General features: G+C 73.3%; 23 protein-coding genes. 15 read left to right on the top strand and 8 right to left on the bottom strand.

Translation table 11 applies throughout. From position 1 onward, the window contains the following. Positions 1-56 precede the first annotated feature (56 nt). On the bottom strand, positions 57-968 hold the full coding sequence (locus ACIF6F_RS01405; protein ID WP_399939555.1) for an SDR family oxidoreductase: 912 nt from the start codon (positions 966-968) through the stop codon (positions 57-59). Between the two features lie 56 nt (positions 969-1024). Between ACIF6F_RS01405 and ACIF6F_RS01400 the strand changes: the two genes are divergently transcribed. Beyond that, a complete protein-coding gene (locus ACIF6F_RS01400; protein WP_399940510.1) occupies positions 1025-1543 on the top strand; it encodes a DUF4240 domain-containing protein in 519 nt (172 codons plus the stop codon). Positions 1544-1576: 33 nt separating this feature from the next. Here ACIF6F_RS01400 and ACIF6F_RS01395 read toward each other — a convergent pair whose 3' ends face one another. Continuing rightward, positions 1577-2347 carry an SDR family NAD(P)-dependent oxidoreductase gene (locus ACIF6F_RS01395; protein ID WP_399939552.1) on the bottom strand — a complete coding sequence of 257 codons (771 nt, stop codon included), beginning with the start codon at positions 2345-2347 and terminating at the stop codon, positions 1577-1579. Positions 2348-2458: 111 nt separating this feature from the next. Between ACIF6F_RS01395 and ACIF6F_RS01390 the strand changes: the two genes are divergently transcribed. Continuing rightward, on the top strand, positions 2459-3112 hold the full coding sequence (locus tag ACIF6F_RS01390) for a TetR family transcriptional regulator (RefSeq protein ID WP_399939550.1): 654 nt from the start codon (positions 2459-2461) through the stop codon (positions 3110-3112). A 395-nt stretch (positions 3113-3507) separates the two neighbouring features. Here the strand turns inward: ACIF6F_RS01390 and ACIF6F_RS01385 are convergent, their stop codons facing one another. After that, entirely contained in the window at positions 3508-4653 is a 1146-nt protein-coding gene (locus ACIF6F_RS01385; RefSeq protein ID WP_399940508.1) for a PP2C family protein-serine/threonine phosphatase, read from the bottom strand. Positions 4654-4855: 202 nt separating this feature from the next. On the opposite strand from ACIF6F_RS01385, the gene ACIF6F_RS01380 reads away from it, so the two are divergent. From ACIF6F_RS01380 to ACIF6F_RS01370, 3 genes are all read left to right on the top strand, one after another. Continuing rightward, entirely contained in the window at positions 4856-5527 is a 672-nt protein-coding gene (locus ACIF6F_RS01380) for a VIT family protein (RefSeq protein ID WP_399940505.1), read from the top strand. Positions 5528-5688: 161 nt separating this feature from the next. Beyond that, positions 5689-6600: a TIGR01777 family oxidoreductase gene (locus ACIF6F_RS01375; RefSeq protein WP_399939548.1), complete on the top strand. Its 912-nt coding sequence runs from the start codon at positions 5689-5691 to the stop codon at positions 6598-6600. 147 nt (positions 6601-6747) lie between these two features. Continuing rightward, a complete protein-coding gene (locus ACIF6F_RS01370) occupies positions 6748-7983 on the top strand; it encodes an FAD-dependent oxidoreductase (RefSeq protein WP_399939546.1) in 1236 nt (411 codons plus the stop codon). Positions 7984-8479: 496 nt separating this feature from the next. Here the strand turns inward: ACIF6F_RS01370 and ACIF6F_RS01365 are convergent, their stop codons facing one another. Beyond that, positions 8480-9919, bottom strand: a complete 1440-nt coding sequence (locus ACIF6F_RS01365) for a regulator (protein ID WP_399939544.1) — start codon at positions 9917-9919, stop codon at positions 8480-8482. A gap of 172 nt (positions 9920-10091) precedes the next feature. Here ACIF6F_RS01365 and ACIF6F_RS01360 point away from each other — a divergent pair, with 172 nt between their 5' ends. The 5 genes from ACIF6F_RS01360 (at position 10092) to ACIF6F_RS01340 (ending at position 13605) form a co-directional block, all read left to right on the top strand. Then, positions 10092-10529, top strand: coding sequence for a hypothetical protein (locus tag ACIF6F_RS01360; RefSeq protein ID WP_399939542.1), 438 nt, complete (start codon positions 10092-10094; stop codon positions 10527-10529). Between the two features lie 43 nt (positions 10530-10572). Continuing rightward, complete coding sequence (gene lipB / locus ACIF6F_RS01355; protein WP_399939539.1) at positions 10573-11385, top strand: lipoyl(octanoyl) transferase LipB; 813 nt, start codon at positions 10573-10575, stop codon at positions 11383-11385. Positions 11386-11545: 160 nt separating this feature from the next. Beyond that, positions 11546-12493: a lipoyl synthase gene (gene lipA / locus ACIF6F_RS01350; RefSeq protein WP_399939537.1), complete on the top strand. Its 948-nt coding sequence runs from the start codon at positions 11546-11548 to the stop codon at positions 12491-12493. Between the two features lie 199 nt (positions 12494-12692). After that, positions 12693-12881, top strand: a complete 189-nt coding sequence (locus tag ACIF6F_RS01345) for a hypothetical protein (RefSeq protein WP_399940503.1) — start codon at positions 12693-12695, stop codon at positions 12879-12881. Positions 12882-12900: 19 nt separating this feature from the next. Beyond that, positions 12901-13605, top strand: a complete 705-nt coding sequence (locus ACIF6F_RS01340) for a DUF4191 domain-containing protein (RefSeq protein ID WP_399939534.1) — start codon at positions 12901-12903, stop codon at positions 13603-13605. Positions 13606-13701: 96 nt separating this feature from the next. Here ACIF6F_RS01340 and ACIF6F_RS01335 read toward each other — a convergent pair whose 3' ends face one another. Further along, a complete protein-coding gene (locus tag ACIF6F_RS01335) occupies positions 13702-14169 on the bottom strand; it encodes an RDD family protein (protein WP_399939532.1) in 468 nt (155 codons plus the stop codon). 230 nt (positions 14170-14399) lie between these two features. On the opposite strand from ACIF6F_RS01335, the gene glnA reads away from it, so the two are divergent. Next, entirely contained in the window at positions 14400-15809 is a 1410-nt protein-coding gene (gene glnA / locus ACIF6F_RS01330) for a type I glutamate--ammonia ligase (protein ID WP_399939529.1), read from the top strand. 163 nt (positions 15810-15972) lie between these two features. Next, positions 15973-16425, top strand: a complete 453-nt coding sequence (locus ACIF6F_RS01325) for a hypothetical protein (RefSeq protein WP_399939526.1) — start codon at positions 15973-15975, stop codon at positions 16423-16425. A gap of 69 nt (positions 16426-16494) precedes the next feature. On the opposite strand, the gene ACIF6F_RS01320 is transcribed toward ACIF6F_RS01325, so the two are convergent. Together ACIF6F_RS01320 and ACIF6F_RS01315 are read right to left on the bottom strand one after the other, a co-directional pair. Beyond that, positions 16495-17976: a VCBS repeat-containing protein gene (locus tag ACIF6F_RS01320; RefSeq protein ID WP_399939523.1), complete on the bottom strand. Its 1482-nt coding sequence runs from the start codon at positions 17974-17976 to the stop codon at positions 16495-16497. Between the two features lie 124 nt (positions 17977-18100). Next, a complete protein-coding gene (locus tag ACIF6F_RS01315) occupies positions 18101-18349 on the bottom strand; it encodes a hypothetical protein (protein ID WP_399939521.1) in 249 nt (82 codons plus the stop codon). 123 nt (positions 18350-18472) lie between these two features. On the opposite strand from ACIF6F_RS01315, the gene ACIF6F_RS01310 reads away from it, so the two are divergent. Then, positions 18473-18841, top strand: a complete 369-nt coding sequence (locus ACIF6F_RS01310) for an arsenate reductase family protein (protein ID WP_399939518.1) — start codon at positions 18473-18475, stop codon at positions 18839-18841. Positions 18842-18905: 64 nt separating this feature from the next. After that, the gene (locus ACIF6F_RS01305; protein WP_399939517.1) at positions 18906-19592 is read left to right on the top strand and encodes a hypothetical protein; all 687 of its coding nucleotides are present in this window, start codon (positions 18906-18908) and stop codon (positions 19590-19592) included. Between the two features lie 50 nt (positions 19593-19642). Here the strand turns inward: ACIF6F_RS01305 and ACIF6F_RS01300 are convergent, their stop codons facing one another. Beyond that, positions 19643-20569: a Gfo/Idh/MocA family protein gene (locus tag ACIF6F_RS01300; protein ID WP_399939514.1), complete on the bottom strand. Its 927-nt coding sequence runs from the start codon at positions 20567-20569 to the stop codon at positions 19643-19645. Positions 20570-20752: 183 nt separating this feature from the next. Between ACIF6F_RS01300 and glnII the strand changes: the two genes are divergently transcribed. Continuing rightward, the gene (gene glnII / locus ACIF6F_RS01295) at positions 20753-21778 is read left to right on the top strand and encodes a glutamine synthetase (protein WP_399939511.1); all 1026 of its coding nucleotides are present in this window, start codon (positions 20753-20755) and stop codon (positions 21776-21778) included. Positions 21779-21948: the final 170 nt, after the last annotated feature.

The following is a 21948-nucleotide window of genomic DNA, read 5'->3' as shown; positions in this document are numbered from 1 at the left end:
TGAGCGGTCGCACCCCTGGGGGAGGGGTGCGGCCGCTCGCCCCGTTTTCCGCCCGGTCAGCGGTAGTCGTCCGGCGTGCGGTCGGCGCCGCCGATCTCCACTTCCTCGATGTACGCCCAGGCGTCCGGACGGCTGCCGTCCGCATCGGTGAACCCGTACTCCCGGGCGAGCTGCCCGCTGGAGAGGGACTGCCCGTTCCAGCGGTGCACGTCCGGGTCCGCGGCCAGGGCCGCCACGGCGCGGGCGACGTAGAGGGGGGACTCCGAGACGCCGAAGCCGGGCACCTTGGCGGTGGCGTCGCGCCAGTTCGCCTCCGTCACCCCGAACGCCTCCAGCATCTGCTCGGAGCGCAGCCAGCCGGGGGTCACCGAGACGGCCGTGCAGCCGGTGTCCCTGAGGTCGTGGGCGAGGGTGGCGGCCATCCGGATGGGTCCGTTCTTGGCCAGGTCGTAGAAGAAGTTCTCGCGGAAGCGCTCGTTGGTGCGCGCAGTGCCGTCGGTGATCTCCACGACGAGTCCGCCCGGGTTCCGGATGAGCAGCGGCAGGGCGTGCCAGCTGGTGATGATGTGGCTCTTCACGCCCAGTTCCAGCATCCGCAGGCCGCGGTCGAGTTCGGTCTCCCACATCCGCTTGCCGAAGACCACCAGGTGCTCGCCGCCCCAGAGGTCGTTGACCAGGACGTCGAGGCGGCCCCGCTCGGTGTCGATGCGCTCGACGAGGGCCCGTACCTGCTCCGGATCGAGGTGGTCGGCGACGACGGCGACGCCCTCTCCGCCCGCCGCCGTCACCAGCTCGGCGGTCTCCTCGATGGTCTCCGTCGTCCGTCCCACCTCGCTGGCCTGCTGACGGCTGGTGCGCCCGGTGACGTACACGGTGGCGCCCGCCGCCCCCAGTTGGACGGCGATGGCCCGGCCCGCGCCGCGGGTGGCTCCGGCCACGAGGGCGGTTTTTCCGCTGAGGTCTCCCATGCGACGGATTCTCGCGGTGGCGGGGGCCCCGCGCACCCGTGATGCTGGATCCCGTGATGGACGAGACGGAGTTCTGGGAGATCGTCGACAGCACCCGCGAGGCCGCCGACGGCGACCCCGAGAAGCATGCCGACCTGCTGGTGGAACGGCTGACGACGCTCGACCCGGAGTCCGTGCTGGACTTCGCCCGGCACTTCGAGGCGCGCTACAACCGCGCGTACACCTGGGAGCTGTGGGGGGCTGCCTGGGTGCTCCTGGACGGTGCCAGCGACGACGCCTTCGACTACTTCCGCTGCTGGCTGATCGGGCAGGGCCGGGAGGTCTTCGAGGGCGGGGTGCACGACCCGGACCATCTGGCGGAGCTGCTCGGTGAGTTCGACGAGGAGATCGACGGGGACGGCGAGGAGCTGGGGTACGCCGCCGACGACGCGTACGAGCAGCTGACCGGCGTGGTGGCGCCGGACCTGGGCATCCCGGTGCAGGCGGCCGAGCCGGCGGGGACTCCGCTGGAGTTCGAGGACGAGGCGGTGCTGCGGGTGCGGTACCCGAGGCTCTGGGAGCGGTTCCGGGGCTGAGGGCGTCCCCTCCCCCAGCCCCGGGGCGGCCTGCTAGTAGTGGGTGCCGCCGTCGATGCGGATCTCGGTGCCGGTGATGAAGGCGCCGTCCTCGGAGCCGAGCATGGCGACCACGCCGGCCACCGTGTCGGGGCCCGCGAAGCCCTGGCCGATGGCGGGGGCGAGCTTGGCGAAGAGCGACCAGTCGGTGTCCTCGGGCAGGCCGGGGCCGGTGCCGGTGGTCATGCCGCTCTCGATGGAGCCGGGGGCGACGGAGACCGCGCGCAGGCCCTGCTTGCTGTACTCGGCGGCCAGGGAGTGGGTCATGGCCTGGATGCCGCCCTTGGTGGCCGCGTACGCCGCCATGTAGGGGTGCGCGAAGGAGGCCGAGGTCGAGCTGAAGTTCACGATGACCGGCTTGTCGCCTTCGAGAAGCGCCGGAAGGGCCTCGCGGACCATCAGGAACGTGCCGGTCAGGTTGACCGAGACGATCGTGTTCCAGAGGTCCAGCGAGGTCTTGTGGGTGTGCTCGGAGCGCAGGATGCCGGCCGCGTTGACCAGGACGTCCAGTCCGCCGAGGGTCTCGACCGCGGCGGCGACGCCGGCACGGACCGCGGCCTCGTCCGAGATGTCGAGCAGGGCGGTGGTGAGGCGGGCGGCGGTGCCGTCGGCGGCGGCGCGGTCGGCGGTCGCCTTCAGGCCGGCCTCGCTGACGTCCACGGCGACGACCCGGCCGCCCTCGGCCAGGATCCGGTGGACGGTGGCCCGGCCGATGCCGGAACCGCCGCCGGTGACGAGGACGCGCCTGCCTTCGTAACGCTGCATGTGTCTTCTCCGAGTACGTAGGTGTCAGTCACTGACCCTACGAGTAAGTGACATGCTTTGCCATCCTGTCAATCCATGCAATGCGCCTCCCGTCTGACGTAGTCTGCGGGGGTGAGATCGCCTCGTCCCTACTCCCCCGCCACCGGCCCCGGCCAGTCCCTCACGGAGCGCCGCAAGGCGGCCACGCAGCTGGACATCGCGCGGGCCGCCTGCGCGCTGTTCGCCGAGCACGGGCCCGACGGCACGACCGCCGAGGACATCGCCCGGCGGGCGGGGGTCGCGCTGCGCACCTTCTACCGCTACTTCCGCAGCAAGCAGGACGCGGTGGCGCCGCTGCTGGCGGGGGGCGGCGACGCGTGGCGGGCGCTGCTGGAGGCGGAGGAGCCGGGGGTGGCGCTGGGTCCGGCCATAGAGCGCGCGATCACCTCGTCGCTGACCCTCCCCGACGGCGAGGAGGGCCTGGAGTGGACCCGCGGGCTGCTGCGCGCCTCGGCGGACGATCCCGCCCTGCGCGCGGTGTGGTTCCGGGTCAACCAGGACTCCGAGGAGCGGCTGGTCCCCGTGCTGGCGCGGCTGGCCGGCGACTCGGCGGACCCGCTGGAGATCCGGCTGCTGGCGGCGGCGGCCACCGACGCCATCCGCGTCTCGCTGGAGGTCTGGTCCGCGGGCGACGCCCCGCAGCGGGGCCCGGGCTCGCCGGCCGAGCTCGCCGTACGGTGCCTCAGGGAACTGACGGGCGGGATGGCGGTACTGGGGCGTCGCTAGGCCGTATCCGGCGGATCGGGTTCGCAGCGGGCGACGCACCACCGCCGCCCGGGGCCGACGGGTGCCTGGGCCGGCGGCACCGGAGTGTGCCCCCGGCCCGGTACCGCGGGCGCCGGGCGGTGCGTGGCTCCCGGGGGGGCGGTGCATGCCCTCCGGCCCGGTCCGGGTCGGCCTGCGACGTCCGCGCGTACAGGGCGGGGCCGAGGACGGCGCCGACGCGGCGGGGGCGCCTCCCGGCGTCGACGGGCGAGCGCCTCCGGTCCGCCTCGGTCCGGTCCGGCCTCCTCCCGGTGGTGCCGGGCGGGCTCCGGCGGTCCGGCCCGATACGACCTCCCCGGCGGAGCCGGGCGGGCACCGCCAGTCCGTGCCGATCCGGAAGACGCGCCTCGGGCGGTTCAGGCCGGGCCCAGGCGGCCCGGGGCGTGGTCCGAGGCGTGGTCGGGGACGTCGCCCGGGGCCCGGCCCGGGTCGTCGCCCGGAGCTCCGTCGGGGGCCAGGAGCAGCAGGGCCACGTCGTCCTCCGGCCCGCGGGTGTACGCGTACAGGTCGCGCCAGACCGTGTCGACCACCCCCTCCGGCGGGGCGGCACCGGCGCCCGCCTCGGCGACCAGCGCCGGGAGCCGCTCCAGCAGCGGGTAGAAGACCCCGGCCCCGTCCCTGGCCTCGGTGACGCCGTCCGTGTGGGCCAGCACCCGGTCCCCCGGCGCCAGCCGGACCTCCCCCACCACCGGCTGCGCCAGCCCCGCGAGGCCCAGACCCAGAGGCGGCCCCGGATCCACGACGAGCGGGGTCACCGCCGTGCCGCGCAGCCGCAGCACCGGCGGGTGCCCGCAGGACAGGATCCGCACGGCTCCGCTGTTCGGCGGGAACTCCAGCAGGACGGCGGTGGCGAACAGCTCGTCGTGTTCCACCGCGGCCGAGTCCGCCAGCAGCCTGCGGTCCAGCCGGGCCGCCACCGCGTCCAGGCCGGCGTCGTCGAGCGCCCCCTCGCGGAACGCGCCCAGCAGCCCCGCCACGGTCCCCACCGCGGCCAGCCCGTGCCCCTGCACGTCCGCCACGATGGCCCGTACGCCGTAGGGCCCGGCCCTTACGTCGTAGAGGTCGCCGCCCACCAGCGTGCCCCGCTGGGCGGCCCGGTAGAGCCCGGCGCAGCGCACGTCCCCCACCCGCTCCGGCACCGGCGGCAGCACCGCGAGCTGCGCCGCCTCGGCCACCGTGCGCACGCTCACCAGCTGCGCGTCCCGGCGCTTGCGCACCCAGGCGATCACCACGCTGAGCAGGCCCACCAGGGCGACGTTCACCAGGTCGACGCCCTGCGCGTGGCCCACGTCCAGCGACGGCACCCCGAGCAGCACCAGGACGACGATCCCGAAGACGGCGGTGCCCAGCGCCCCGTACGAGAAGGCGGCGACCGGCGGCAGCGCGGCGAGGAAGAAGCCCAGCTCCACGTTCTCCGGCGTCAGGAACTGGGCGAGCGAGAGCACCACCAGCGCCACGGCCGGGGCGAGCCGGGCCCAGACGGGGGGCGGCGCGCCCCGCAGCCAGCCGGGCTCCGCGTCCCCTCGTCGACGCCTGCTCACCCCTTCACCCTCGTACGCCCCGGGCGCCCCCGCATTCCGGGTGGCCCCGGACGGACGAGCGCACCAGAGTGTTGGCGTGACCGAAGAGCAGCGGGCGGGCGGCGCGCCCGTGACCCCGGAGCCCGAAGCGTCCCCGGAGCAGCCGGAGGGCCGGTCGGCCGCCATGAGCACCCGGTTGAACTGGCTGCGGGCGGGCGTCCTGGGCGCGAACGACGGCATCATCTCCACCGCCGGCCTGGTGGTCGGCGTGGCCGGCGCCACCACGTCCCGGACCGCGCTCCTCGCGGCCGGCGTCGCCGGCCTGCTGGCGGGCTCCCTGTCCATGGCGGCCGGGGAGTACGTGTCCGTCAGCTCCCAGCGCGACTCGGAGCGGGCCGCCCTGGAGACCGAGCGGCAGGAGCTGGCCGAGGACCCGGAGGCGGAGCTCGAAGAGCTGACCGGGCTGCTGGCGGCGCGCGGCCTGAGCCGGGACGTGGCCCGCGAGGCGGCCGTACAGCTCAGCGAGCGGGACGCGCTGCGCGCGCACGCCCGGGTCGAGCTGGGCATCGAGCCGGACGAACTGGCCAACCCCTGGCACGCGGCGCTGGCCAGCTTCGTGTCCTTCACCGTGGGCGCCCTGCTGCCGCTGCTCGCCATCCTGCTGCCGGCCCCCTCGCAGCGGGTGCCGGTGACGGTGGTCGCGGTGCTGCTGGCGCTGGCCCTGTGCGGCCGGGTGAGCGCCGGTTTGGGCGGTGCCCCGCCGCTGCGGGCCGTGGTCCGCAACATGGCGGGCGGCGGCCTCGCGATGGCGGTCACCTACGCGGCCGGCCACCTGCTGAGCGCGAGCGGGGCGTAGGGGCTTCCCGATCGCGCCGGACCGCTCGCCCGAGGCCCGGCGCGGCGACCGGCACCGGCACCGGCACCGGGGCGCCGGTGTCCGGGCAGGCTCCCGGTCCGGAGCCGGCGAGTTGGCCGCGCGGGCGGCCCGGCACGGGGCGGGCCCACTAGGGTCGGGGCATGCGGATCGCGGTCACCGGCTCGGCCGGACTCATCGGCACGGCGCTGGTGCGCTCCCTGCGTGCGGACGGGCACGAGGTGTGCCGTCTGGTGCGGCGGCCGCCGCGCGGGCCCGACGAGGCGACCTGGGACCCGAAGCGGGGGTACGTCGAGGAGTCCGGCCTGACCGGGTGCGCGGCCGTGGTCAACCTGGCCGGCGCGGGCCTGGGCGACCACCGCTGGACCGCGGCGTACAAGAAGGAGATCCGCGACAGCCGGGTGCTCGGCACCCGCACGCTCGCGACCGCCCTCGCCGCGCTGCCCGAGCCTCCGCGGGTGCTGGTGAACGCCTCGGGCGTGGGCGTCTACGGCGACACGGGCGACCGCACGGTGGACGAGGACTCCCCCGTGGCCGGCGGGTTCCTGCCGTCCCTGTGCGTGGAGTGGGAGGCGGCCACCGCCCCGGCGCGCGAGGCGGGGGTCCGTACGGTCTTCACGCGCACCGGGCCCGTGGTGGCCGGCCGGGGCGGTGCCTGGGGCCGGCGGCTGATTCCGCTCTTCCGGGCGGGGCTCGGCGGGCGGCTGGGCACCGGCCGCCAGTACATGAGCTGGATGTCGCTGCGCGACCACGTGGCGGCGCTGCGGTTCCTGATCGACGAGGACGGGCTGTCCGGTCCGGTGAACCTGACCGGCCCCGCTCCGGTGACGAACCGTGAGATGACGGCCGTGCTGGGCCGGTTGCTGCACCGGCCCGCGGTCTTCGCCGTGCCGGCGCCCGCGATCCGGCTGGTGCTGGGCGAGTTCGCGGAGGACGTGCTGACGGGTCAGCGGGCGGTGCCGCGGCGGCTGCTGGACGCGGGGTTCCGGTTCGAGGACCCGACCATCGAGGACGCGCTGCGGTGGGCGCTCACCGCGGATCGCCGGGGCGACTGAATACGACCGTTGTGCGACCGGCGTGCGACCGCATGCGACCGGACTTGCGCCCACTCCTTAGGCCGACTCGGGTTCTGGTGGAGCGTGTTGGGGGAAGGAGGTTCCCCACACCAGACACCAGCGCCGACCGACCTCGGGGAGGGGCACGTGCTCAGCAGCGCGCATCACGCGGACGTCGTCATCGTGGGAGCGGGAGTCGCGGGACTCGCGGCCGCTCACCATCTGGTCGGCGCCGGTATCAACGTCACCGTCCTGGAGGCGGCGCAGCAGCCCGGCGGCCGGATGGCCACCGAGACCGTCGACGGGTTCCGGCTGGACCGGATCGGCCAGCTCCTCAACACCTCGTACCCGGAACTGGCCCGCACCCCGGGGCTGGCCGACCTCGCCCTGCGGACCTTCGCACCGGGCGCACTGGTCTGCGGGGACGGCCGGCAGCAGCGGGTGGGCGGCACCAGGACCGCCGCCCGGGCGCTGGCCGGGGGTTCCCTGCTGAACGCGGCGCTGGCCCGGCTCGCCGCCGTGCCGGTGGACCGGCTGGCGGCCCGGCCGGAGCGGCCGGCGCTCGCGGCGCTGCCGCGGCCCTTCGCCGGGGTGCTGCGGCCGCTGCTGGCCACCCTGCTGTCCGATGCCGGTCTCGGCACCTCCAGCCGGGTCGCGGACCTGGCCCTGCGGGGCTTCGCGCGCGGGCGGCTCGCGGTGCCGGAAGGCGGTGCGGAGGCCCTGCCCGCGCTGCTGGCGGCCGGCCTGCCGCCGGGCGCGCTGCACACCGGGGTCCGGGTGCGGTCGGTGTCGACCAGCCTGGTGCGGACCGAGGGGCACGGGGAGTTCCGGTGCCGGGCGGTGCTGCTGGCGACCGGGGCCCGGGAGGCGGCGGAGCTGCTGCCGGGGCTGCGGGTGCCGGGCTTCCATCCGGTGACGGTCTTCCACCACGCGGTGGCGGGCCGGGTGCCGGGGGACGCCTCGCTGCTGCTGGAGGCGGAGGGGCGCGGCCCGGTGGCGCACACCGCCGTGATGTCCGCGGTGGATCCGCGCCGTGCGCCGCTCGGGACGTCCCTGGTCTCCTCCACGGTGCTGGGTCCGCCCCCGGCCGAGCGGGACGTACGGGGTCACCTGGCGGCGCTGTACGGGCCCGGGGCCGGGGTGGCCGACTGGGATCTGCTGGCCGTGCACCACACGGCGGAGGCGGTGCCGGCCATGCCGCCGCCGTACGACCTGCGGCGGCCGGTGCGGGTGCTGGCGGGGCTGTACGTGTGCGGGGACCACCGGGACACGAACACGGTGCAGGGTGCGCTGTACTCCGCCCGTCGTGCGGCGCACTCGCTGGTCGCGGACTTCGGCATCCCGGCCCCGGAACCGCGGGTCCCGCTCCCGGCCGCCGCCTGACCCCTCCCGGGAGGGCGCCCCTGACCGTGGGGGCCGGTGCCGATGCCGGTGCCGGTGCCGGTGCCGGGTGCGGGCCGTTGCCTCCCCCAGCTACCGCTGGGAGGTGCCCCCAGCGGGGCTTTCTCCCCGCCCCGCCCTTTCTCCGTTTCCCGGGCTTCGCCCGGACCCGTTGCGGGGGCTCCGCCCCCGTACCCTCCCCCAGCTACCGCTGGGGGTGCCCCCAGCTCCTCAAACGCCGGAGGGGCTGGATCCTGCCGCTCAGGGCATCCCCAGCCTCGCCGGCGTTTGAGGCGCGGGGGTCTGGGGGCGGAGCCCACGGTTCGGGATGGGGGTCCCCCCGGACGAAGTCTGGGGGAGGGCGGGCTGGGGAACCGGCTACGCGCAGCGGCAACGACCCGCACCACAACGGCACCGCACCCGGCACGGCACCGCACCCGGCACGAGACCGGCACCCACACCGCGCCGCACCCGGCACGGGACCGGCACGGGCCGGCGGCTACGGGAGGGCCGCCACCCGGTCGCGGTACGTGCGGACGGCGGCGGCGTCACGGTACGGCTCCAGGCGCCGCTCGAAGTCCCGTACGTACTCCACCGCCCGCACCGACCGCATCTCCATCGCCTGCTGCGCCGCCTCCGCCCCCAGGGAGCAGGCCTGGTCCAGCTCGCCGAGCCCCAGCCGGGCGGTGGCCAGGACCACCCGGCAGAAGAGGCGGGACCGCGCGTAGCCGGGGGCCCGCAGCTGCAGCGACCGCTCCGCGTGCTGCGCGGCGGCCCGGTACTGCTGGAGGTCCCGGTGCGCGTGCCCGAACTCGTCCGCGAGCTGCGCCTCGTCGAAGAAGCGCGCCCAGTGCGGCACGTCGTCTCCCGGCCGGGCGGCGCCGAGCGACCGCTCCGCCCGCACCAGGGAGGCCGTGCAGGCCCGCACCTCGCCCAGCACCCCGTGCCCGCGGGCCTCCGCGGCGTGCAGCAGGGCCTGCACCACCGGCGGGGCGCCGGTGCCCACGCCCTGCTGGGCGACCCGGGCCAGCTGGACGGCCTCCCTGCCGTGCCCGAGGTACACCGCCTGCCGGCTCATGGTGACCAGCACGTACGACCCGTACGCCCGGTCGCCCGCGGCCTGGGCGAGCCGCAGGGCCTGGACGAAGTACCGCTGGGCCAGCCCGTGGGCGGCGATGTCGTACGAGGTCCAGCCCGCCAGCCTGGTCAGGTCGGCCGCGGCCGCGAACAGCCGCCGTCCGGTGGTCTCGCCGTACGTGCCGCGCAGCATCGGCTCGGCCTCGTGCTCCAGGTACCGCACCAGTGCCTGCCGCGCGTGGCCGCCGCCGTACGCGTGGTCCAGCGCCCGGAACAGCTCGGACACCGAGCGGAGCGCCGCGATGTCGCCGCCGGTCACCCGCTGCCCGAGGCCCCGGTCGATCTGGCGCTGCCGGGGCACCGTGGTCCGCCCCTGGCCCGGCACCCGGGGGCCGGCCGCGAGCTCGCCGCGGCCGACCCGCTCGTCGGGCCGCCCGATCAGCCAGTCCCGGCTGGGCACCACCAGGCCCGCCGGCGTGAAGGCGATCTTGCGGAGTTCGGCGTGGCTGCCGGAGTCCTTGCGCCACAGGCCGCTGGCGATGTCGACGGCCTCCTCGGGCGTGGCCGCGAACTCCAGCCCCGCATAGACCGGGGCGCACGCGTCGAGGCCCAGGTCCTGCGCGGAGAGGCGCCTGCCGAGGCGGCGTGTGAAGACCTCGGCGATCAGTGCGGGGGTGGTGCCGCGCGGTTGCTGCCCGCGCAGCCACCGGGTCACGGACGTCTTGTCGTACCGCAGGTCCAGACCGTGCTCCAGGCCGAGCTGGTCGACCCGGCGGGCCAGTCCGGCGTTCGAGAAGCCCGCTTCGGCGATCAGCGCCGCGAGCTGCCGGTTGGGGACGCGCTGCGGGGGTCGTTCCGTCATCGGCTCCACGGTCTCCTGACTTCCGGACCGTCGACCCGGCCCTGTGAACGGCGTGAATGTAGCGGCCAACTCCGGCCTCGCCGCCTGCTCTGCCCCACATTCATCCGATCGTGCGAAGAACCGGGATGGCCCTTTACGGATCACCCCCTGATCCCCGCGTACGCTGCCCGGCATGAACCCGCACGTCCCCGCCGAGCCTCCGCACGACTCCGCACCGGAGCACCTCCGGGCCCCGGAGATCACCGAGGCCGAGTGCCGACGCTGCGGGACGCTGATCGCGGGACTCGACGGGCGGTACGCGTGCGGGGTCTGCGGCTGGGTGAACGACCACTCCGAGGGGCACCGCAGGCTGCCCCGTGCCGAGGAGGACCCGGACTTCCCGCGCGGCCGGCGCCGCAGGCCGCTGCCGCCCAGCCCGTACGGGCCGTCCGGGCCGGCGGCTCCGGCCGCGGCCGCGCAAACCCCGGCGCCCCAGGCCCCAGGGCCCCACAACCCGGCACCCCCGGCCGCAGGACTCCAGGGCCCGGCACCCCGGGCCCCGATCCCGCAGGACCCGGCCCCGTACGCCCCTCCCGGACCGGCCGGAACGGCGGCTGCGTACCCTGGCTGAGTGCGATACGTGCACACAGCAGTTTCAACGAGGAGGCGCTGCGGTGGCTGAGCTGCGGTTTGTCCGTCTGGGCTTCGGGCCGGATTCCGTCGAGTACACCGAGGCGTGGGACGAGCAGCGACGCGTCCACGCCGCCCGCTTCGCTGACGAGATCGGCGACACCTGCCTGCTGCTGGAGCACCCCCCGGTCTACACCGCCGGGCGCCGCACCGCCGACAGCGAGCGCCCGCTCGACGGCACCCCCGTCATCGACGTGGACCGCGGCGGGAAGATCACCTGGCACGGTCCCGGCCAGCTGGTCGGCTACCCGATCATGAAGCTGCCCCGCCCGGTGGACGTGGTCGCCCACGTGCGCCGCCTGGAGGACGCCCTGATCCGCACGGCGGCCGAGTTCGGCCTGGAGACCACCCGCATCGAGGGCCGCTCGGGCGTCTGGGTGCTGGGCGACCCGGTCGAGCAGCGCCCCGCCGTCGGCGGGCTGACGCTGGAGTTCGACCCGCGACTGACGGACGAAGAGTTCGACCCGCGACTGAACGGCCCCGAGTACGCGCCCTCGAACGCCGGCCAGCGCCGCGAGGACCGCAAGCTCGCCGCCATCGGCATCCGCGTCGCCAAGGGCGTCACGATGCACGGCTTCTCGTTCAACGTGAACCCGGACAGCACCTGGTTCGACCGGATCATCCCGTGCGGCATCCGCGACGCGGGTGTGACCTCGCTCTCGGAGGAACTGGGCCGGGAGATCACCATCGCCGAGGTGCTGCCCGTCGTGGAGCGGCAGCTGGCCGACGTGATGGCCGACGCGACGCTGCTGCCCCGCGAGATACAGCCGGAGGCGACCGCTCAGGCGGCCTCCTGACGGGTCCGGCCGCGCCCCCTTCCCGGGGCCCGCGACCTGACACCCTCCGGGGCCGTGGGAATGCCTCCGGGCAGTCTCAGGTTGGCCGGACGTAAGAGCGTACGAATAACGGGCGTACCCTGGTGGGCGCCGAGGAATCAAAAGTCACAGGGAGCCGGTCGTGTCCGCAGTCGCACCCGACGGACGCAAGATGCTGCGCCTGGAGGTCCGTAACGCCCAGACCCCCATCGAGCGCAAGCCCGAGTGGATCAAGACCCGGGCGAAGATGGGTCCCGAGTACAAGGCGATGCAGAGCCTCGTGAAGAGCGAGGGCCTGCACACCGTGTGCCAGGAGGCCGGTTGTCCGAACATCTACGAGTGCTGGGAGGACCGCGAGGCCACCTTCCTCATCGGCGGTGACCAGTGCACCCGGCGCTGCGACTTCTGCCAGATCGACACCGGCAAGCCGCAGGCCCTGGACCGCGACGAGCCCCGCCGCGTGGGCGAGTCCGTCGTCACGATGGACCTGAACTACGCCACCATCACCGGCGTCGCCCGCGACGACCTGGCCGACGGCGGCGCCTGGCTGTACGCCGAGACCGTGCGCCAGATCCACCAGCAGACCGCCGGCCGCGAGGGCGGCCACACCAAGGTGGAACTGCTGGCCCCCGACTTCAACGCGGTGCCGAAGCTGCTGGAGGAGGTCTTCGCCTCCCGCCCCGAGGTCTTCGCGCACAACATCGAGACCGTGCCGCGGATCTTCAAGCGGATCCGCCCCGGCTTCCGCTACGAGCGCTCGCTCGACGTGATCACCCAGGCCCGCGCCTACGGCCTGGTGACCAAGTCGAACCTGATCCTCGGCATGGGCGAGGAGCGCGAGGAGATCAGCCAGGCGCTGCGCGACCTGCACGAGGCGGGTTGCGAACTCATCACGATCACCCAGTACCTGCGGCCCTCGCCGCGGCACCACCCCGTGGAGCGCTGGGTGAAGCCGGACGAGTTCGTGGAGCTCGCCAAGGAGGCCGAGGAGATCGGCTTCTCGGGCGTGATGTCCGGCCCGCTGGTCAGGTCCTCGTACCGCGCCGGCCGCCTCTACCAGCAGGCGATGGACAAGCGCGCGACGGTGTGACGAACAGAGCGGCCCGTGGAAACACGGGCCGCTCTGCTGTTCCGGTGTCGCTCCGTCCCCACGCGCCCCCGTCAAGGTTTCATCACTGTTTGACCGACCGGTCACGCACTGGTAACACCAGTCAGTGACGATTGCCGCACGCACCGCACACGGCAGCACCCCGCCCCCGAGCCGAGCGCACCACGAAGGGATCGACACCATGCAGGCCGCGCCCCTACGCGCCACCGCCATCCCGACCGTCTCCGACGCGCTCCGCGCCGTCGAATCCCTGCTCATGCGCACCGCGCGCCGCAACGCCTGGACGGCCGTCCTGGAGGACCGCCGCCGCGCCAGCGACCGGGTCGAAACCGAGCACGCGCTCGAGGCCGTGGCTACCCGTCTGCCGTAAGACACGTAAACTTCGGTACATGGCGAGGAAGGCAAACGCAGCCGCTGCTGCGACACCCGGGCGATTCAAGCAGATCGCAATGACGTACAAGATGACCCGCAAGGCCGACCCGAAGGTCGGGCTGATCGTGGCGGGCGTGGGCATCGTCACGTTCGGCGTCTTCCTTGCGATCGGCTTCCTGATCGACCACCCGGTCTACCTCGGGATCCTGGCCTTCATCGTCGCCTTCCTGGCGATGGCGATCGTCTTCGGCCGCCGGGCCGAGCGCGCCGCCTTCGGGCAGATGGAGGGCCAGCCGGGCGCCGCCGCGGCGGTGCTGGAGAACGTGGGCCGCGGCTGGACGACGACCCCGGCCGTGGCGATGAACCGCCAGCAGGACATCGTCCACCGCGCCGTCGGCAAGGCCGGCATCGTGCTGGTGGCCGAGGGCAACCCGAACCGCGTGAAGTCCCTGCTCGCGGCCGAGAAGAAGAAGATGTCGCGCGTCATGCCGGACATCCCGGTGCACGACATCATCGTCGGCACGGGCGAGGGCGAGGTGCCCCTCAAGAAGGTCCGCACGACGCTGCTGAAGCTGCCGCGCGTCCTGGCCGGCCCTCAGGTCACCACGGTCAACGACCGGCTGCGGGCCATGGGCGACCTGATGAGCAACATGCCGCTGCCGAAGGGCCCCGTCCCCGGCCGTGGCGGCGCGCGGATGCCGCGCGGCAACAAGATGCGCTGACCCGCCACTCCTACGCGTACGGGGAAGGGCCCCGGGAACCTGGTTCCCGGGGCCCTTCCCCGTACGCGGTCCGCTCGCGGCGGACGCGCGGTGTTCTCAGATGCGCACCTGGACGGCGCGGGAGAGGCGGTCGTGCAGGCCGCGGCCGTCGCGGTCCCAGACGAGCGCCGGGATGACGAGCACGAGCAGGACGCTGCGCAGCGCCACCCGGCCGATGCCCAGCCGACCGCCGTTCTCCGCCACCACGCGCAGGCCGACCAGGCGCTTGCCGGGGGTGAAGCCCACGGTGCCGACGGTCAGCACGCTCAGCACGAGCAGGACCACCACGGGCCAGTTGCCCATCGCCTGCCAGTCACGGCCGGCGAGCAGCCCGTATGCGATCAGCAGGCACAGGGCCCAGTCGATGGACAGGGCGGCGAACCGCCGTCCCATCCGCGCCACCGAGCCGGGCCCCTCCTGCGGGAGGCCCAGTCGCTCGCCGCGGTACCCGAAGTCGACGCCCATGTCCTCGGCCGCCGCGCGGGGTCCCGAGAGCCACGATCCGATTGCTTGCCTGTTGTCCACCCCACCACGGTACCCGGACCCGGAAAACGGCCTTGGGGGCCTCCGGGAGGGTGCCCTGGGGCGCTGCGCTAGGCCCGACGGCTGGGACCCCGGTTAACTTGTGCGAAACAAATGGGTCATGCTTGAGAAATCCCGTCTGCTTATGGTCGGGTCAGCGTGCGCCACCGCACTGACGCACCACGAGCTATGCGACCCGCCCCTCCCCCGGGGTCGGGGGTAGGAGGAGTTGGATGTTCCAGAACGCCGACGACGCGAAGAAGTACATCGCGGACAACGACATCAAGTTCGTTGATGTCCGGTTCTGTGACCTGCCCGGTGTGATGCAGCACTTCAGCATCCCGGCGGCGGCGTTCGACCCGAACGAGGAGCTCGCCTTCGACGGCTCCTCGATCCGCGGCTTCCAGGCGATCCACGAGTCGGACATGGCGCTCCGCGCCGACCTGTCGACCGCGCGTCTGGACCCGTTCCGCAAGGACAAGACGCTCAACATCAACTTCTTCATCCACGACCCGATCACGGGCGAGGCCTACAGCCGCGACCCGCGCAACATCGCGAAGAAGGCCGAGGCGTACCTCGCCTCCACCGGCATCGCCGACACCGCGTACTTCGGCCCCGAGGCCGAGTTCTACGTGTTCGACAGCGTGCGCTTCGCCACCAGCGCGAACGAGGGCTTCTACCACATCGACTCCGAGGCCGGCGCCTGGAACACCGGTGCCGAGGAGAACAACCGCGGCTACAAGGTCCGCTACAAGGGCGGTTACTTCCCGGTCGCCCCGGTCGACCACTTCGCCGACCTGCGCGCCGAGATCTCCCTGGAGCTCGACGCCCAGGGTCTCCAGGTCGAGCGCCAGCACCACGAGGTGGGCACCGCCGGCCAGGCCGAGATCAATTACAAGTTCAACACGCTGCTGGCCGCGGCCGACGACCTGATGCTCTTCAAGTACATCGTGAAGAACGTCGCCTGGCGCAACGGCAAGACCGCGACCTTCATGCCGAAGCCGATCTTCGGTGACAACGGCTCGGGCATGCACGTCCACCAGTCGCTGTGGCAGGGCGGCGAGCCGCTCTTCTACGACGAGACGGGCTACGCGGGTCTCTCGGACACCGCCCGCTACTACATCGGCGGCATCCTGAAGCACGCCCCGTCGCTGCTGGCGTTCACCAACCCGACGGTGAACTCCTACCACCGCCTGGTGCCCGGCTTCGAGGCCCCGGTCAACATGGTCTACTCGCAGCGCAACCGCTCCGCGGCCATGCGCATCCCGATCACGGGCTCGAACCCGAAGGCCAAGCGCGTCGAGTTCCGCGCGCCGGACCCGTCCTCCAACCCGTACCTGGCCTTCTCGGCGCTGCTCCTCGCGGGCCTCGACGGTGTGAAGAACAAGATCGAGCCGATGGAGCCGATCGACAAGGACCTCTACGAGCTCGCCCCCGAGGAGCACGCGGCCGTCCCGCAGGTCCCGACCAGCCTGGAGGCCGTGCTGAAGGCCCTGGAGGAGGACCACGAGTACCTCCTGGCCGGTGGCGTCTTCACCCCCGACCTGATCGAGACCTGGATCGACTACAAGCGCACCAACGAGATCGCCCCGATCCAGCTGCGCCCGCACCCGCACGAGTTCGAGCTCTACTTCGACCTGTAAGAACTCGCCGGTACACCCGGTCTGAGCTCGCGGAACGGCCCCCGGCCCCGCTCTTCGGAGCGCGGCCGGGGGCCGTCGCGCTTTGACAGGGCCCCGGCGGCGGGTGACGGTGGAAGAGGGCCCCGAAACCGAATACCCGATCGATGTGCGGAGGTGCATGAAGATGCGCCGCAGGATCGTCACAGCAGTCGTCACCGGTGCCGCAGGCCTGACCCTTGGCCTGATGCCGATGGCCGGCGCGTCGGCCACGGGCAGCGGGAACTGGCGGTGCGACGACCGTCCGCTGACCGAGCGCCAGTGGCGGGAGTGCTGCAACAGGGTCTGGAACACCACCGACGACTGGTGGTGGGAGCAGTGCTGCAACCGCGACTGGGACCACCGGCCCAGCTGGTGCTGGGACGACGTGGACGCCGTCCGCCACGACCACCGCTGGAACGACGACCACCGGAACGACAACCGTCACAACAACCGTAACGACAACCGTAACGACAACCGCCACGACAGCGACGGCCGCCACGACAACCGGAACGACGACCGCAGGCACGACGACCGCAACGGGCCGAACCCCGACAGCCCGGTCCCCGGGAGCACGGACACCGTTCCCGCCGACCAGTGACACCGGTGCACACGGGCCCGGACTCCTCAGCCGGGGGTTCGGTTCCGCGCCCGGCTGAGGAGAGTCGGGTCAGTTGGTGAAACCGGAGCCGAAATAGGCGCCACCGGCCGGACCGCCGAGGTCCGTCAGGTTGAACGAGGTCGACCCCGTGCCCGTGACGCCGGATGCGGTGGCGGGGAGCTTCCACACCCGGCCCTTGAAGGAGTCCTCGCCGTCGCCGCCCACGTACACCTCGCCGTAGCCGTCCCTGTTGCCGTCGACCACGCTGACAGCGGTGCCGAAGTGGTCCAGCCGCTCGTTGCTGCTGGGGACGCCCGCGGTGTACTGGGTGATGGTCTTGGCGCCGGTGCCGGTCAGGCCTGAGGCGCTGCCCCGCAGCACCGTGACGGAGCCGGGGCGGAGGATCTCGTTGCCCGCGGAGTCGGTGGCGTCCTTCCAGGGCGCCCCGACGACCAGGTCTGCGTACCCGTCCTTGTTGGTGTCACCGGCCGCCAGCGCCTCGCCCCAGCGGTCCACGTGGTCCCGGGAACCGGGAACGCCGGGGGTGTCCTCGTTGATGACGCTGGGCTTCAGGGTGGTGCTCAGACCCGTGGGGCCGCCGTACGCGATGTAGACCTGGCCGTACGGGTTCGTGTACGACCACGTGGGGGCGCCCGCCACGTCCGTGTATCCGTCGCCGTTGAAGTCTCCGGCGGCGGTAAAGACCACGAACCCCGGCTTGGTCGGCAGCTCCTGCATGCCGGGGGTGAGGGTGAAGCCGGTGCCGGTGTTCTTGTACACGCGGTAGACGCGCTTCCCCGTCGGCAGGGCGGCGACGGTCAGGATGTCCGGAAGGCCGTCGCCGGTCATGTCCGCCAGCGCGTCCAGGTTGGCCAGCTTGTCCGTGACCGAGGTCTCGCGGTATCGGACCCCGGCCGCCTTGCCGTCGCGGGTGAAGGGTCCCGTGAGCGTGCCGAAGCCCCACGTCCGCTTCGTGGGGTCGACGCCCAGGTAGGCACTGCCGATGATGTCGTCCCTGCCGTCGCCGTCGACGTCCGCGATGCGGATGCTGCGGAGCACGGGGACGGTGTCGGAGGGCTTGCCGAGGTCCAGCTCCGTGCCGCCGGTCAGGCCATTCGCCGCTCCCCACAGGATGACGGCCCGGTCGGAGTTCGCCAGGCTCTGGGAGCTGACGACCAGGTCGTCGTACCCGTCGTGGTCGAGGTCGCCGTGGCCCTGGATCCTCCCCCACTTGTCGTTGCCGACCGGGTCACCCGGGACGCCCTCGCTCGCGGCCGTGATGACCGATGCCTTGTCCTTGCCGATTCCGGCCACGGAGCCGTACGTCACGGCGACGGCGCCGGCGCGGGCGACCCCGCCCGCGGTGGCGGTGTACGCGGCGATGGCGAGGTCGGTGTAGCCGTCGCCGTTGAAGTCCGGGCCCTTGGGCGCGACCGCCGCCCCGGCGGCCGCGGGAGCCGTCGCGGGCGCGGCGCTCGCCGGGGCCAGGCCGACGGCCGCGAGGACCGTGGCGGTGCAGAGGGCTGTCGCACTGACGGTGCGAAGGCGCATGTGGAATCCCCCAGGGTTCACGTACACGTGTGCGTTTCGCCGGGTCAGACTCCTCGGACGGGCAAAGGGATGCCCCCGGGGAAGAAGTTCTTTCCCGGGGGCAGCGGCGCACGTGCGGTCGGGACTACTGCGGCGGCATCAGGGAGCGGACCAGGCGGCAGGTGGTGTTGGACGGGCGGTGGATGCCCGTGCGCGCGGCCATGGTGCGGATCTTGCGGTTGGTGGCGCGCTTGGGGTCGTACGTGCCCGAGTCGAGCAGGGATATGGCCAGCCGCATGGCCTTCAGGCGGCGGTTGTGGTTCTCGTACCACTCGCGCGGCAGACCGGCGGGCAAGGCCTTCTTCTTGACGGGAACGAACGTGGTGGTCGCCATCGGCATCCTCCCCCAGGACGGGTGTCTGACCATCTCTCTTCTGCTTCGATTTTACTGCCGGGCACTGACAATCGCCCCTGGTCGGAGCCCACTTCAGTGCCTCGCGGGGGTACCGTTTCCGGCATGGAGATCTGGATCAACCCCGCCTGTTCCAAGTGCCGCAGCGCCCTCACCCAGCTGGACGCCGAGGGCGCCGAGTACACGGTGCGCCGCTACCTGGAGGACGTACCGACCGAGGACGAGATCCGGGCCGTGCTGGACCGGCTCGGGCTGGAGCCGTGGGACGTCACGCGCACCGGCGAGGCCGTCGCGAAGGAGCTGGGCCTGAAGGAGTGGGACCGCGACGAGGCGGGCCGGGAGCGGTGGATCGCCGCGCTCGCCGCCCACCCGAAGCTGATCCAGCGTCCGATCATCACCGCGGACGACGGTACGGCGCTGGTCGCGCGCACCCCGGAGGCGGTGGAGGAGGCGCTGGCCCGGCGCGCGTCTTGACACCCGCCTCATCCCGGTTTGCGTAAGTTTGCCGCGACCGGAGGATGGCAGCGGAAGGAACGACGTGGACGAGTACCAGACCCCCGGCACCGGCCCGGGCGGCGACTCCGCCGACCGCGGGCACCCCGGCCCGCCGGGGCCGTCGGTTCGCCCAGGTCCCTCCGGTCCGTCCGGTCCGTCCGGTCCGTCCGGTATCTCCAGTTCCCCCGGTCCCTCCGTGCACGGCGGCCACCGCGGTCCCGGGGGCCGCAGCCGTCACCGCGGCACCTCGTGGGCCTTCGGCGGCGTGTACGGGACGATCCTGGCCAGCGCGCTGCTCGCAGCGCTCCAGAACGAGGCCGCGGGCGCCCCGTACACCCCCTTCTACGACGCGGCCTGGGTGCTGGTGACGGTGGCCGCGGCCGGCCTGGTGCACGGGTACGCCCACCACATGTCCTCGCACGCGGCCGAGCAGCCCGGCGCGCCCGGCGGCCGCCGCTGGCGCCAGCTCGGCCAGGCCCTCGTCGACGAGTGGCCGATGGTCGTGGCCGCACTGCCGACCGTGCTGCTGCTCTGCCTGGCCGGGATCTGGGACTGGGACCCGGCGCCCACCACGGCGACCGGGCTCGGCCTGAACGCCGGGCTGCTGTTCGCCTGGGGCGCCTTCGCCGCGCTGCGCACCGGCTACCGGCTGGCGTCCGCGCTGGTCATCGGGGTCGCGGACGCCGCGATCGGGCTGGCCATCGTGGTGGCCAACGCCCTCATCAAGTAGCCGGCCACCGGCCGGCACCACGGCGGCGTGCCGCCCGGCTGCCGCGGTCGCTACTCCGCCGCCGCCAGCTGCGCCTCCGCCTCCACCAGCAGTTCCGTCAGCCGCAGCCCGAAGCCGGTGTCGCACGGGTGGGGCACGCCCGTGCGGGCGGACTCCAGGAGGGCGTCGAGGGCCCGCCCGTACGCGCCGGGTACGTCGCTCCAGTCCGGCAGCGAGGCGATGCCCGGGGTGCCGCGCAGCTCGACGCCCACGCCGGACGCCTCCCTGGGGGCGCTGAGGGTGAGGGCGGCGGTGCTGGAGGCGCCCGAGGCGTGCCGGAGCACCAGGTGCACCAGGTCGGCGGGGCCCCGGGCGGCAGAGAGGGAGGTGACCTCGCCGAGCACCGGGATCAGGACGGAGAGGGCGTGCGGGCCGACGTCCCAGAGGCCGCCCTTCTCCTGCCGCCACGGCGAGGCGGCGTACGGGCTCCGGGTGCCGTCGGGCGGGAACACGGCGCCGAACCAGTGGGCGCGGGCGGTGAACCAGCCATCGATCGCGGCCTGCTCGGCCACCCAGCCCGCGGTGGGCTCGGCGAACCGCAGGGTCAGGAAGACGACGCCGGCGACCCCGTGGCGGACGGTGGCCTCGTGGAGTTCGCGGGCGGCCGCGACACCGGTGGCGACGGGCTTGTCGAGGAGCAGGTGACAGCCCGCGGCGGCGGCCCGGACGGCCAGCGGGGCCTGTACGTCCGGCGGCAGCGCGAAGGCGACGGCGTCACAGTCCGCGAACAGCGCGTCCGGCGAGTCGTACACCTTCACGTCGTGGGTGCGGGCCAGCTCGGCCGCGGCTTCGGGGCGGCGGCCCCACACGCCCGCGAACTCGGATCCGGCGTGCGCGGCGAGGGCGGGCGCGTGGGTACGGGCCGCCCAGGGGCCCGTACCCAGCAGTCCGACGCGGGGCGGTCTGCCGCCCGAGTTCAAATCGTACGAAATGGTCACGCGCACAGTCTGCCGCAAACCTGGCGGGACGCCCGCCCGCGCCCTGAAACCCCGGTAACACGGGGTTCACACCTGGGCAACGGCCGGGAAATCGCGCCTTGGCACGCTGCGGTCATCACCGCAGCGTGCGCAGCGCCGCGCAGCGCGCAACCCGCAGCACCGCCAGCCGAAGGATGAGGGCCCGTGACGTACAAGGCCGAGTACATCTGGATCGACGGCACCGAGCCGACGGCCAAGCTCCGCTCCAAGACGAAGATCCTCCCCGGCGAGCCCGGCGCCGAGCTGCCGGTCTGGGGCTTCGACGGCTCCAGCACCAACCAGGCCGAGGGCCACGCGTCCGACCGTGTGCTCCAGCCGGTGTTCACCTGCCCGGACCCGATCCGCGGCGGCAACAACGTGCTGGTGCTCTGCGAGGTCCTGAACATCGACATGACCCCGCACGAGTCCAACACGCGTGCGCTGCTGCGTCCGGTCGCGGAGAAGTTCGCCGCGCAGGAGTCGATCTTCGGCATCGAGCAGGAGTACACCTTCTTCGACGGCCACCGTCCGCTCGGCTTCCCGGTCGGCGGCTTCCCGGCCGCGCAGGGCGGCTACTACTGCGGTGTCGGTTCGGACGAGATCTTCGGCCGCGAGATCGTCGAGAAGCACCTGGACCACTGCCTCACCGCGGGCCTGGCCATCTCCGGCATCAACGCCGAGGTCATGCCCGGCCAGTGGGAGTTCCAGGTCGGCCCGGTCGGCCCGCTGGAGGTCTCCGACCAGCTGTGGGTCGCGCGCTGGCTGCTGTACCGCACGGCCGAGGAGTTCAACGTCTCCGCGACGCTGAACCCGAAGCCGGTGAAGGGCGACTGGAACGGCGCGGGCGCGCACACCAACTTCTCGACGAAGGCGATGCGCGAGGACTACCGCGCGATCATCGTGGCGTGTGAGGCGCTGGGCGAGGGCTCGAAGCCGCTGGACCACGTCAAGAACTACGGCGCGGGCATCGACGAGCGTCTGACCGGCCTGCACGAGACCGCCCCGTGGAACGAGTTCAGCTACGGCGTCTCGGACCGCGGCGCGTCGGTCCGCATCCCGTGGCAGGTGGAGAAGGACGGCAGGGGCTACATCGAGGACCGCCGTCCGAACGCGAACGTGGACCCGTACGTGGTGACCCGCCTGATCGTGGACACCTGCTGCTCGGGCCTGGAGAAGGAGGGCCTGGTCTGAGACGGCCGTCTCGGCAGGGTCTGAAGTGACGTGGAGGAGCGCCCGCCGCGCCGACGGCGGGCGCTCCTCCGTGCGTTCCGGGAGCCCCACACCGGGCGGAATTTGAACTTCCGGATCTACCTGGTGAGACGGGACTACGACGGGAGCGTTGCATCTGCTTCAATGAGCCC

Origin of the sequence: Streptomyces sp. NPDC086023 (assembly GCF_044540325.1) — a bacterium.
In the GTDB taxonomy this organism is placed as follows: Bacteria; Actinomycetota; Actinomycetes; order Streptomycetales; family Streptomycetaceae; genus Streptomyces.
This window is presented reverse-complemented; position numbering and strand designations above follow the sequence as displayed.

Excerpts from the sequence above, each read along its gene's own strand:
- ACIF6F_RS01365 (WP_399939544.1), bottom strand. The coding sequence starts at position 9,919 with ATGACGGAACGACCCCCGCAGCGCGTCCCCAACCGGCAGCTCGCGGCG.
- ACIF6F_RS01315 (WP_399939521.1), bottom strand. The coding sequence starts at position 18,349 with ATGGCGACCACCACGTTCGTTCCCGTCAAGAAGAAGGCCTTGCCCGCC.
- ACIF6F_RS01345 (WP_399940503.1), top strand. The coding sequence starts at position 12,693 with ATGCAGGCCGCGCCCCTACGCGCCACCGCCATCCCGACCGTCTCCGAC.
- ACIF6F_RS01405 (WP_399939555.1), bottom strand. The coding sequence starts at position 968 with ATGGGAGACCTCAGCGGAAAAACCGCCCTCGTGGCCGGAGCCACCCGC.
- ACIF6F_RS01400 (WP_399940510.1), top strand. The coding sequence starts at position 1,025 with ATGGACGAGACGGAGTTCTGGGAGATCGTCGACAGCACCCGCGAGGCC.
- ACIF6F_RS01395 (WP_399939552.1), bottom strand. The coding sequence starts at position 2,347 with ATGCAGCGTTACGAAGGCAGGCGCGTCCTCGTCACCGGCGGCGGTTCC.
- ACIF6F_RS01310 (WP_399939518.1), top strand. The coding sequence starts at position 18,473 with ATGGAGATCTGGATCAACCCCGCCTGTTCCAAGTGCCGCAGCGCCCTC.
- ACIF6F_RS01360 (WP_399939542.1), top strand. The coding sequence starts at position 10,092 with ATGAACCCGCACGTCCCCGCCGAGCCTCCGCACGACTCCGCACCGGAG.
- glnA (WP_399939529.1), top strand. The coding sequence starts at position 14,400 with ATGTTCCAGAACGCCGACGACGCGAAGAAGTACATCGCGGACAACGAC.
- ACIF6F_RS01320 (WP_399939523.1), bottom strand. The coding sequence starts at position 17,976 with ATGCGCCTTCGCACCGTCAGTGCGACAGCCCTCTGCACCGCCACGGTC.
- ACIF6F_RS01380 (WP_399940505.1), top strand. The coding sequence starts at position 4,856 with ATGAGCACCCGGTTGAACTGGCTGCGGGCGGGCGTCCTGGGCGCGAAC.
- ACIF6F_RS01325 (WP_399939526.1), top strand. The coding sequence starts at position 15,973 with ATGCGCCGCAGGATCGTCACAGCAGTCGTCACCGGTGCCGCAGGCCTG.
- ACIF6F_RS01340 (WP_399939534.1), top strand. The coding sequence starts at position 12,901 with ATGGCGAGGAAGGCAAACGCAGCCGCTGCTGCGACACCCGGGCGATTC.
- ACIF6F_RS01375 (WP_399939548.1), top strand. The coding sequence starts at position 5,689 with ATGCGGATCGCGGTCACCGGCTCGGCCGGACTCATCGGCACGGCGCTG.